The sequence below is a fragment of the Leifsonia sp. ALI-44-B genome, assembly GCF_001984125.1.
Classification (GTDB): Bacteria; Actinomycetota; Actinomycetes; order Actinomycetales; family Microbacteriaceae; genus Okibacterium.
In genome coordinates, this window is sequence record NZ_MTQL01000007.1 from 1018971 (window position 1) to 1030082 (window position 11112).

11 protein-coding genes are annotated in these 11112 nt (G+C 68.8%); 1 reads left to right on the top strand and 10 read right to left on the bottom strand.

From position 1 onward, the window contains the following. Nucleotides 1-74 precede the first annotated feature (74 nt). Nucleotides 75-2183 carry a GDSL-type esterase/lipase family protein gene (locus ALI44B_RS16610; RefSeq protein ID WP_083709939.1) on the top strand — a complete coding sequence of 703 codons (2109 nt, stop codon included), beginning with the start codon at nucleotides 75-77 and terminating at the stop codon, nucleotides 2181-2183. A gap of 19 nt (nucleotides 2184-2202) precedes the next feature. Here the strand turns inward: ALI44B_RS16610 and ALI44B_RS11825 are convergent, their stop codons facing one another. The 10 genes from ALI44B_RS11825 to ALI44B_RS11870 all read right to left on the bottom strand — a co-directional run bounded on the left by ALI44B_RS11825 (nucleotide 2203) and on the right by ALI44B_RS11870 (nucleotide 11067). Next, entirely contained in the window at nucleotides 2203-2781 is a 579-nt protein-coding gene (locus ALI44B_RS11825) for a hypothetical protein (RefSeq protein ID WP_077054840.1), read from the bottom strand. Continuing rightward, nucleotides 2778-3989 (bottom strand): glutathionylspermidine synthase family protein, encoded by a 1212-nt coding sequence (locus tag ALI44B_RS11830; protein WP_077054841.1) that lies wholly within the window; start codon nucleotides 3987-3989, stop codon nucleotides 2778-2780. Before ALI44B_RS11830 ends, ALI44B_RS11825 begins: the two co-directional genes overlap by 4 nt. Nucleotides 3990-4059: 70 nt before the next feature. Next, a complete protein-coding gene (locus ALI44B_RS11835) occupies nucleotides 4060-5358 on the bottom strand; it encodes an acyltransferase family protein (RefSeq protein ID WP_238592194.1) in 1299 nt (432 codons plus the stop codon). 19 nt (nucleotides 5359-5377) lie between these two features. Continuing rightward, nucleotides 5378-6073: a phosphoribosylformylglycinamidine synthase subunit PurQ gene (gene purQ, locus ALI44B_RS11840; RefSeq protein ID WP_077054842.1), complete on the bottom strand. Its 696-nt coding sequence runs from the start codon at nucleotides 6071-6073 to the stop codon at nucleotides 5378-5380. 4 nt (nucleotides 6074-6077) lie between these two features. Further along, nucleotides 6078-6353, bottom strand: coding sequence for a phosphoribosylformylglycinamidine synthase subunit PurS (purS, locus tag ALI44B_RS11845; protein ID WP_077054843.1), 276 nt, complete (start codon nucleotides 6351-6353; stop codon nucleotides 6078-6080). Between the two features lie 87 nt (nucleotides 6354-6440). Then, nucleotides 6441-8066: an AMP-binding protein gene (locus ALI44B_RS11850; protein ID WP_077054844.1), complete on the bottom strand. Its 1626-nt coding sequence runs from the start codon at nucleotides 8064-8066 to the stop codon at nucleotides 6441-6443. Nucleotides 8067-8242: 176 nt separating this feature from the next. After that, entirely contained in the window at nucleotides 8243-8506 is a 264-nt protein-coding gene (locus tag ALI44B_RS11855; protein WP_077054845.1) for a hypothetical protein, read from the bottom strand. A 125-nt stretch (nucleotides 8507-8631) separates the two neighbouring features. Next, a complete protein-coding gene (locus ALI44B_RS16190; RefSeq protein ID WP_077054846.1) occupies nucleotides 8632-9090 on the bottom strand; it encodes a DUF7882 family protein in 459 nt (152 codons plus the stop codon). 158 nt (nucleotides 9091-9248) lie between these two features. Next, nucleotides 9249-9746: a MarR family winged helix-turn-helix transcriptional regulator gene (locus tag ALI44B_RS11865; protein WP_077054847.1), complete on the bottom strand. Its 498-nt coding sequence runs from the start codon at nucleotides 9744-9746 to the stop codon at nucleotides 9249-9251. 49 nt (nucleotides 9747-9795) lie between these two features. Beyond that, nucleotides 9796-11067, bottom strand: coding sequence for an alpha/beta hydrolase (locus tag ALI44B_RS11870; RefSeq protein WP_083709940.1), 1272 nt, complete (start codon nucleotides 11065-11067; stop codon nucleotides 9796-9798). Nucleotides 11068-11112: the final 45 nt, after the last annotated feature.

An 11112-nucleotide genomic window follows, 5' to 3' on the forward strand; every position in this document is an offset into this window, starting at 1 on the left:
TGCATTCGGTGAACAGCCGACGAAGAATGGCGTGATCCGGCCCCAAAACGGGTGGGGGAGAGCATCCTGAAGACATGAAGGTCGCGCTGATCGCCGAGTCTTTCCTCCCCCACATGAACGGGGTCACCAACTCCGTTCTGCAAGTTCTCGCCCACCTCGCCGCCGACGGACACGAAACCCTGGTGATCGCGCCCGAGACCCCCGCGCGGCTGACGCCCGGAGCGTCTGAGCAGTCGAAACGGTCTGCAACCGGGCGAGCGGCTCGTGGCGTGCTCGAGCCGACCGACCTGAGCGCACTGCAAGACCCAATGCCTCTGCCGCGCCCGGCATCCGGCATGGCCGAGTCGCTCGCCGCGCACACGCGCCTGTTGCGCTCGCTGCCGCTGCCCTCCTATCCGCAGGTGCGCGTGGTGTTCGCCACGACGGCGCGCCTCACGGGCATCCTGCGCGAGTTCGCGCCCGACGTGGTGCACCTGGCGTCGCCATTCGTCCTCGGCTGGCAGGGCGTGTGTGCGGCCGACGCGCTGCGCATCCCGACCGTCGCCATCTATCAGACCGATGTCGTGGCCTACACAGCCAAATACGGGATGCCGCAGGCCACCACGTTCGCGGCCGGCCACGTCACGCGCCTCCACCGACGAGCAACCCTCACATTGGCCCCGTCCTCCTCGTCGATCGCGCAACTCGAGTCGCTGGGCGTCGACCGCCTGCGCCGCTGGGGCCGCGGGGTCGACGCCGAACGGTTCCGGCCCGAGCGCCGCAGCGACGCCTGGCGCGAGCGCGTCGCCCCCGGCGAACTCATTGTCGGCTACGTGGGCCGGCTCGCCCCTGAGAAACAGGTCGAGGATCTGCGCGCGCTCGCCGACCTGCCGGGAGCCCGCCTCGTCGTCGTGGGCGATGGCCCCGCGCGAGCGGCCCTGCAGCGCCTCATGCCGAACGCCGTCTTCCTCGGGCACCTGTCGGGCGACGCGCTCGGCGAGGCCGTGGCCAGTTTCGACGTGTTCGTGCACCCGGGCGAGAGCGAGACGTTCGGGCAGACCATCCAGGAGGCGCTTTCGAGCGGGGTTCCCGTCGTGGCGACGGGTCGCGGCGGTCCCATCGACCTCGTGCGATCGAGCGTGGACGGTTGGCTCTACCGCCCCGGAGATCTCACCGATCTGTGCGCCCGCGTGGCCGACCTGCTGGGCGATGCGGCCAAGCGTCGGGCCTTCGCTGCGGCCGCTCGCGAGAGCGTGCGCGAACGCACGTGGCAGGCCCTGACCCGTCAATTGGTGGCGCACTACGAGGAGGCGCGCCTGCTGCGGCCCATCGACGACGCGTTGCTCGCCCGCGCATCCACCCGCCCCTCGGCGCCCGCCACCCGATCGGATGCCGCAGCCCCACCCCGCTGGTCGCGCTTCGTGGCTCTCGGCGACTCGTTGACCGAGGGCCTGTGCGACACCTCGCGCATGCCGGCCGGAACCTATCGCGGCTGGGCCGACCGGCTCGCGCAACTGCTCGCGAACACCGCCGCGGGTCCCTTCCGTTACGCCAACCTGGCGGTGCGCAGTCGGGGCATCCGCGACCTGCTCGAGGAGCAGCTGCCCGCGGCGCTGACGCTCAAACCCGACCTCGTCTCGGTGTTTATGGGGTCGAACGACCTCGTGTCACCCGCCGCCGACCCGGTGCGGCTCGCGGCCGATATCGCTGCGGCCGTCACGCGCCTGCGCGAGGCGGGCTGCGACGTCTTGCTCGTGACACCCTTCTTGCCGCGCCGCCGTGCCGCGCGCCTGCTCGCCCCGCGGTTCGCGGCCTTTAACTCCGAGCTGCGGCGCATCGCGGCCGAGACAGGCGCCATCCTGCTCGACGTCGAATCGCATCCGGCCATCGGCGCCATCGATCTGTGGGCGGATGATCGCGTGCACCTGCGCTCGAGCGGGCACCGTTTCTTGGCCTACCGCGCCGCCGAGATGTTGGGCGTGCCCGACGCCGAGGCGCTCGGCGGCCTAGATGCGGCCCTGCACGCCGACGACGAGGAGCCGCCGGTCGGCACGTGGTTCTCGCGCGATGTCGCGCCCTGGGCCCTGCGGCGCCTGCGCGGCCGCACGGCGGGCGACGGGTTGTCGGCCAAACACACCGACTACGTCATCCTGCCGACGAAGGATGGCCGGTCGCGCATCGCCTCTGAGCGCAGCGACGTTTAGGCCGCCAGACCCGAAGCCCTCAGCCGCCGACCGACGACCCTCCGCCGACGGCCGAGCCGAAGCCCGACTTGCCCGACGACCCGAAGCCGCCCTTGAGCGGCGCGCGCTGGCCGGTGGTCGCACCGGCGGGCGCGGGGGTGACGACATCCGATTGCAGTTTCGAACCCGGCGCCGCGAAACCACCCGACGGCACGTTGGCCCACCCGGCGACGGCGGGTGAGTTCCACCGCGAACCCGCGAACAGGATGGGGCCGAGCCACAGGTGGCTGTAGTGGCCTTGCGGGTAGGCATCCGAGGATTCGCACAGGTCTTCGGGGCTGTCGGCGATGGTCTCGCCCTGGCTCTCGAGCTGCTGGATCTGCGCCGTCACATCGGCGATGCACGCCTCCTTCGAGTCGTACATGGGCCGCTCGGCGTTCTCGGGCATGACGTACTTCTCGCCGTCGGCGCCCTCCAGCACGATGCCCTCTTCGGTGGGCGCGCAGCCCGACAGCGCGAGCACGGCGCCCGCGATCGACACGACGGCGACCCCGCGTTGGGCCCGCTCGGTGCGCGCGATTCCCGACAACGACGGCCCGGATGACGGAACCGATCTCATGAGGTCTCCTCGATGTAGTGCGGCACGAACTCGGCCAGGTCGCCCGTGATGGGCCCGCTCGTCTCGCGCATGTCGATGCCGGCGGGGGTCTCGCCGACGATCCAGCTGCCAATGACGGCGGTCTTGCCGGGTAGGTCCGCGAAGGCGGCGCGCTCCTGAAAAACGAACCCCTCGTCACCGTACGCGCCCGTCGCGGATGCTTCCACCCCGCCATCCGCATCGAACACCGTCACATTCGCGCCCTCGCGCCCGAGCCGTGGTTTCGAGACGTAGGAACGCCCGGCCAGGGCATCCGGCGTGGTGAAGGCGGGCAACAGGTTGGGATGGTCGGGGAACAGCTCCCACAGCACCACGAGCAGCTGCTTGTTGCTGAGCAAGAGTTTCCAGGCGGGCTCGACCCATTGCGTCGTGCCGCGGCTGACGGTGAGGAATCCTCCGAATTGCTCGGTGATCATCCACTCCCACGGGTAGAGCTTGAAGATCTGCTTGACGGGAACGTCGTCGCCGTCGAGGAAGCGTTGGCTGTCGACATCCCAGCGCAGATCCTCCATGAAGACGAGCTTGGGTTCGAAACCGGCGGCCTTCACGGTCTCGGCCATATAGGCGACCGTGTCGAAGTCTTCGACGATGAGCGCGCCGTCGCCCGAGTCGTGCAGCGAGGCCAGGTGCAGGAGCGCGCCCGGCGCCAGGCCCCAGCGCGCCTGCCGCACGTGCTCCCACTGTTCGATGAGCAGCTCGTGCAGACCGTTGAACTGGTCGGTGCCAGCCGGAAGCTGCCCCGCGGCCTTCAGGTCGTCGAGCCACTGCCATTGCGCAGCGGCGCTCTCGACGAGGGATGTCGGGGTGTCGGCGTTGAATTCGAGCAGCTTCACTCCGCTCGCGCCGTCATAGGCCAGGTCGAAGCGCCCGTAGACGGTGGGGTCGTCATCGTCCCACGAGGCGCGCACGAGCTCGTGATAGCGGCCCGGGATGCCGAACTCGTCGAAGCGGCCCTGCCGGACGATGTGCTCGACGGCATCCATGCAGCGGTCGAAGAGCTCCTTCGTGGCGCTCTCGAGCAGCTCGATCTCGGGCATGGTGAAGGCGTAGGCCGCCGTCTCGTTCCAATACGGCCGGCCGCCCTCCGATTCGAGGTCGTAGAAACTGAAGCCCACCTCGTCGCAGCGTTCACGCCACGCGGGTCGGGGCGTCTGAGGAATTCGCCGCATAGCCGCCGATTCTACGTCGCGCGGGTGACCGGCGGCTGCGTCCTCCGCGGGAACGCACGGCTGCCGTCCGTCAGCGCGGCCCCGCGTCGGCCGAGCCGAGCCCCGACGTCTCGCCGTCGGCCGCCGACGAGGGCTTCCTCGGCGCCGGCGCCTTGCGCTTCTTCAACTTCAACGCCTGCGCCTCGACGAAGTAGTACGTGAGCGCCGACAACCCGATCGTCACGACGAACACGATTGCCAGGTTGCCGAAGAACCCGGGCAACGTGTCGGGCAGTGCCAGTTCGTGCACCTGCATGAACCGGATGACGGGCAGATGCCACAGGTAGATGCTGAACGACACGAGGCCGAACCATCCGAGCCCGCGCGAACTGAACAGACGCCCCGCCCACCCCGGATGCCCCGCCGACCGCGGTGTCGCCGCCAACAGCAGCACCGCGCCCGACGCGATCGCCACGAGGCTCGAGGAGAACGGCCCCGTCATATCGGTCGTCGCGAGCACGAGTGCGCCGACACCCACGAGTGCCGCGGCCCAGCGCCAGCGGTTGAGGCGCTTGAGCGAGATGCGCCCCGATTCGGCATAGATGAAGATGATGGCGGCGATCATGCCGTAGGCGAAGAGATCGCCGTGCACGAGGATGCTGCGGGCCACGACGGTCGTCCGATTGGCACCCCACTCGAAGCTGAGCTTCTCGGAGCCATCCATGCCGACCTCGCTCGATAGCATCCACACTTTGCCGGCGATGCCCAGCACGGCGAAGAATGCGGCCGGCAGGATGCTGCCCACCAACGGGTGCACGAAGCGCCGCGCCAACCAGGCGGCGCCGAACGCGAGCAGCGGCATGAGCACGTAGAAGGCGACCTCGACGCCGAGGGTCCAGGCGACCTCGAGCCCCGAGCGCACCGTGCGGGGGAAGTAGCCCTGAAGCAACACGGCGTTCAGCAGGGTGTCGCCCGCGTCGAGCCGCCCGAACTCGGCGCTCTGGCCGTCGACCGGGCGGGGCAGATAGGCCACCTGCAGCACGATGCTCGAGAACAGCAGCACCACGATGTAGGCCGGGAAGATGCGGATGACGCGGTTGAGCAGGTAGCGGGCGGTGCCGAAGTGTTCGCGCCCGTCGAGCAGCGCCGCCACGAACGGGCGGAACAGGAGGAAGCCCGACAGGGTGAAGAAGAGCGTGAGGCCGTGGCTGAGGAACGACACCTCGCCGAGCGGCCACACGTCGGCGCTCGACCGGTTGAGGTTGCGCTGCACGTGGTAGACGAGCACGGCCAGGGCGGCCAGACCGCGCAGGCCCTCGATGCCGGTCAGCCGGCGCGCCCACTCGGGGCGGCCGCCGGCTGGCCTCGGCACCTGCGTGTCGGTCGTCACGCGGTTGATCCGGTGAGGGCTAAACCGTCTGCAGCGCGCGAATGGCGCTCATGAAGAAGCGCAGGCCGTCGATGCCGGAACGCATGGCCAGCGTGGTGTCGGGCCCGAAACCGGCCTCGATGGCGTGCTCGGGGTGCGGCATGAGGCCCACCACGTTGCCGCGCTCGTTGGTGATGCCCGCGATATCGCGCAGCGAACCGTTGGGGTTGATGCCGCTGTAGCGGAACACGACGCGCCCTTCGCCCTCGAGGCGGTCGAGCTCGGTCTGCGAAGCGATGAAGCCGCCCTCGGCGTTCTTCAGTGGGATGACGATCTCTTCGCCCTGCTCGAAGTCCGTCGTCCAGGCGGTGTCGGCGTTCTCCACGACGATGGTCTGGTCGCGGCGGATGAACGAGCCGTGGTCGTTGCGGATGAGGCCGCCGGGCAACAGGTGCGCCTCGGTGAGCATCTGGAAGCCGTTGCAGATGCCGAGCACGGGCACGCCACGCTCGGCGGCGTCGATGACCTCGGACATGATGGGCGCGTGCGAGGCGATGGCGCCGGCGCGCAAGTAATCGCCGTAGCTGAAACCGCCGGGCAGCACGATGGCGTCGACGTTTTGCAGGTCGTGGTCGCCGTGCCAGAGCGCGACGGGTTCGGCGCCGGCCATGCGCACCGCGCGCTGGGCGTCGCGGTCGTCGAGCGAGCCGGGGAAGGTGATGACACCGATACGCATGGGGTCAGGCTCCCGCGGGTGCTACGACGGCATCTTCGGCCACGTAGATCTTCACCACGTCTTCGATCACCTGGTTGCTGAACATGTCGTCGGCCAGGGCGCGCACCTCGGCGAGCGTGGCCTCGGTCACCTCGCCCTCGACGGTGAGTTCGAAACGCTTGCCGATGCGCACACCGGTGAACTCGTTCTTGCCGAGCCGGTGCAGTGCGCCGGCGACGGCTTTTCCTTGCGGGTCGAGCAGTTCGGCCTTGGGCATGACCTCGACGACGATTGTGGGCACCTGTGACTCCCGGGTGTCAGGGGGATGGATGCGCCCAGTCTACCCGCTGCGCCCGCGCGCGTCCGTCCCCCGTTTCGGCAGCGCGCCTCAGCGTCCGGTGCCGGCCCGCAGGTCCTTGCGCAGGATCTTGCCCGAGGAGGATTTCGGGATGACGTCGATGAATTCGACGCGGCGCACCTTCTCGTGCGGTGCCACGTTGGCGGCCACGAAGTCCATGACCTCGGCGTCGGTGAGCGCCGCATCCGGCTGTCGCACCACAAAGGCCTTCGGAATCTCCTGCCCGTCGTCATCGGGCACGCCGATCACGGCCGCGTCGGCGATCTTCGGATGGCTGAGCAGCACGGCCTCGAGCACGGCCGGCGCCACCTGATACCCCTTGTACTTGATGAGCTCCTTCAGGCGGTCGACGATCGTATAGACACCCTGCTCGTCCACCGACGCGATGTCGCCCGTGTGCAACCAGCCGTCCGCGTCGAGGGCTTCGCTCGTCGCCTCGGGGTTGTTCAGGTAGCCCTTCATCACCTGGGGCCCGCGGACGAGGAGTTCGCCGGGCGTCGACGGGCCGGAGTCGGTGGCCGCGACATCCGCGCCGGTTTCGGGGTCGACGAGGCGCGCCTCGGTGGCGGTCAGGGGGAGCCCGATGGCGCTGCGGTCGATGTCGGTGCGGTCGGTGGGCACGGCGTGGGTCACGGGGCTGGTCTCGGTCATGCCGTAGCCCTGGCAGACGATGCAGTCGAGGCGGTCCTGCACGCTGCGGGCCAGGGCGCCGTCGAGCGGGGCCGCACCCGAGAAGATGACCTGCACGCTCGACAGGTCGAACTGATCGACGAGCGGATGCTTCGCCAACGCCACGGCGATGGGTGGCGCCACGAACACCCACGTGCATTTCGTGTCTTGCACGATGCGCAGGAACTCGGGCAGGTCGAACTTGGGCACGGTCACGAGCGACGCGCGCTGCAGCAGCGCGTAGTTGAGCAGCACCGTCATGCCGTAGATGTGGAAGAACGGCAGCACGGCGAGCACGCGATCGTCGCGGCCCAGGCTGATGTGCGTCTGCGATTGCAGGATGTTCGCGACCAGGTTGCGGTGGGTCAGCATGACGCCCTTGGGCTTGCCGGTCGTGCCCGACGAGTAGGGCAGCACGGCCAGATGTTCGGCCGGGTCGAACTGGACGTCGGGCGCCTCGCGTCCCTCTGCGAGCAGGTCGGCGAGCGAGAGGTGCCCGTCGGCCCCGTCGATGACGATGACTTGCGCCTTGGGGATGCCCACCTCCACGGCTGCCTCGGCGGCGTGCGGCAAGAGCGCCGAGACGGTGAAGAGCCAGTGGGCGTCGGCATCCCGCAGCTGGTTGGCCACCTCGCGCGCGGTGTAGAGCGAGTTGATGGTGGTGGCGGTCGCACCCGCGCGCAGGATGCCGTGGAACACCGTGGCGAAGACGGGCACGTTGGGGCACAGCACGCCCACGACGCTGCCGACCCGGATGCCGCGGGCCGCGAGTGCGCCGGCGGTCAGATCGATCTGCGTGACCAGCTGCCCGTAGCTCGTCTCGGCGCCCGAGGGTCCGTTGATGATGGCGGTGGCCGCGAGCTCGTCGTCGGTGAGGTCGCCGAACAAGACGTCGTAGATGGAGGCGTCGGGAATGACGAAATCGTCGGCGGGGGTGGGGGCGGCGTGGCGGCCACGCGGCCGCTCGGTCGGGATCGGTGCGCTCATGTCGATCTCCTGTGATCGATGAGGTCGACTCGTGTTCGGGTGGGTCGACGGGCTGCCGCGAAGGGATGCGGGAACCGACGTCGTCGTCGGTCTGTGGCTATTTCACCCGGGAGAAGCGAGAACGACAACCCCTTGTGCGAGATTCGCAGCCAGGAAGGGGTGACGGAGGGCAGAGACTAGCGGCCGGCCCCGACGATGAAGCGCACGCCATCGGCGAAGGACTGCGACTCGAACGGCGTGGGAATGCGCACCGAGTGGGCCTCCCAGCTGACGGCGTCGGCATCCCAGGAGCGTTTGATCCAGCCGGCGAGCGAGGAGCCGGGCTCTTCGATGACGGTCCAGCGGCTAGCTGAGACGCGGCTGATGTGGGTCTCGACACCGTCCACGTCGATCGTGCGCGTGTCGCCTACTTCGAGCTGCTCATCGTCAAAATTACTCATCACTTCGAGGTTACTGCTGTCAGAGTCAGCCGGCTGATCATTCGGCCTTTTTGCTCGTTAACCGAGCAAAGCCGAGCCGGGGCTCGACCTGTCGGTTGTGTGGATGAAATGGCCGTCAGGCGGTGTTACGCCGTGACGGTTTCGCGGGCGGCGCGGGTGCGGCGGGCGGCGGGCGCGGTGGTGGGTGCGGCGACGGGAGTCGAGGCTGAGCGCGTCAGGCGCGCGGCCGGAATCGTTGCCTGCGTCGCGTTCGGGCTCTGCTCCGAGCCTTCGACCGCGTTGGTCGGGCGGGGCTCGGGGATGACCTGCAGGCCGCCCGTGCTGTTGGCGCTGTGCAGCAGCTGCTCGACCCAGATGCGGTTGATGACGGGCTTCTTGCTGCCCGAGAACTTGAACTGGATGGGCACGGCGGGGTGCAGCCAGACGGTGGAACGGCCGCTGCCCTCGTAGGACGGGGTCTCCCACGACAGCGTGTGAGGCTCGTTGCGACGCAGCTTCGTGATGATGGCGATCTGCAGGTGGGCGAGCAGGCGGTCTTCGAAGGTGATGTTGGAGCCATCCGCGCCGTAAATGAGTGTTCCCATGGTCGTTCTCCTTCAGAATGTGAGACGCCGAGTTCTCCGTGCGTCTAGTAGCTAGTCTAACTAGCTAAATAGTTGGGAAAGCAACAGGGAGACGAAAATTCATCTGCCGGATACCTCGGTTTCCGCGGGGCGGGCGGATGAAAAACCCGGCGGGACGGCTATTCGACGGAGTCGATCGCCTCGCGCATATCTTCCAGAAAGCGCATAACGGTGACGGCGTCCTCAGGAGGAAGCGAGTCGGCCACCTCGATGAGGCGCGTGTGCATGGTGCCGAGCGTTGCTCGGACCTCGCTGTCGGACTCGACCGTGGGGACGATGATGAGCGCGCGGCGGTCGGTGGGGTGCGGAACCCGCTCGACGTGCCCCGACTTGGCGAGCCGGTCGATCAGGATCGTGGTGCTCGCCGACGAGATGTTCAGATGAGCGGCGAGTTCTTTCGGGCTGACCGTCTTGCCGGCGCGCTGCTGCTGCAGCAGGTATTGCACGGCGACGAGGTCGGTCTCGCCCATGCCCATGGCCGAACGCGTGCGGCGACGCAGAGCGCTCTCGGAGGCGCGGTAGAGACGGAGCGCGTTGAGCACGTCGACCCCGCGAGGGCTCGCGTCATCGCCGGAGTACCAATACCCCGTCGACTCGCGTGTCTGTTCTCCCCGCATACCCCAACCCTAGACGATCTAGTTACCAGACGCCCTATGCAAATGAGGGCTACCTAACTTTTCTGTGCATCTGTGCTCTGCCCAGTGGCGTTCGCCCCTGAGGTTCGCCTGCGGCGTCGGCGTCGTGCAGGGTGCGCAGAACCGCGACGGCGTCGTGGTGCCAACGGCGCGCGAGCGGGACGACGGCGGTGAACATGGCGGCCTCGTGATTGGCGCCCTGATACTGCACGGCGTGAGCCTCCACCCCGGCGCGTCTCAGAGCGGCGGCATAGGCCTGGCCGTCGGCGCGCAGGGCGTCGTACTCCGACGTGAAGACGTAGGCGGGCGGCAGGCCGCTCAGGTCGTCGGCCAAGAGAGGGGACGCGTAGCGTTCGCGGTCGCGCGAGCGGTCGCCCAGATAGGTCTGGGGAACCGAGGTCAGCTCGCGCCGGGCGAGGAACGTGGGGATGCCCATGGCGCGGATGGGGGCCAGGTCGATGTGGCTGCCCGTGAGATCGGTGACGGGCACCTCGAGCAGCTGCAGGGCGAGCGGATGATTCATCCGGTCGCGGTTCATGAGGGCCGTCGCCGCGGCGATGTTGCCCCCGGCGGAGGTGCCGTTGATGGCGATGCGCGCGGCGTCGATGCCCAATTCGTCGGCGTGCTCGACCAGCCAGGCGAGCGTTGCGTACCCCTGCTCGACGGGCGTGGGGTAGCGCCACTCGGGCGCGCGGGAGTAGTCGACGGCCACGTGGGCGACACCGGAATCGCGCGTGCGCAGGCGGTAGGAGGCGTCGACGCTCGTCCAGTCGATGCCGCCCAGCTGGAATGAGCCGCCGAAGAAGGTGATGACGGCGGGGATGCGGGCGGCGGCGGCATCCGGTCGGTAGATGCGCACGCGCACATCGGGGTAGCCCGGCACGACGACGGTGTGGTCGTCCGAGGCGAGCTCGGGGGCCGGCCAGCCGACCTTGTTATAGAGCTTGGTGTCCCACTTCTGCGCGTTGCGGTATTTCCATGCGGCGGTCTTGCGCAGGGCCTTCTTCTCGCGCTCGCGGGCGCGCTGGGCGTCGCGATCGATGGGCGCGTCAGTCGGAGCGCCGGTGGGCGTGGAGGGTGCTGCGGCGCGGGCGGTTTTCGGTGCGGCGCTCGGGTTGCCCACGCTGTCGGCACCGAACAGGAAGGTCGCGGACGCCGACGGTGGAGTGGGCCCCGACGGCGCCGGGAGGACGGCGAAGGGCAGGATGTCGCGCACCACGTCGACGATCTGCGCGCGCACCCCGGCGAACGTGTCGACCCGTTTTGCCCGCAGCATCTCGTCGAAATAGGGATCGAGTGGCATGGTCGTCCTTCCCGTTCGGTGCACCGGTCTGGCGTCTGGACAGCC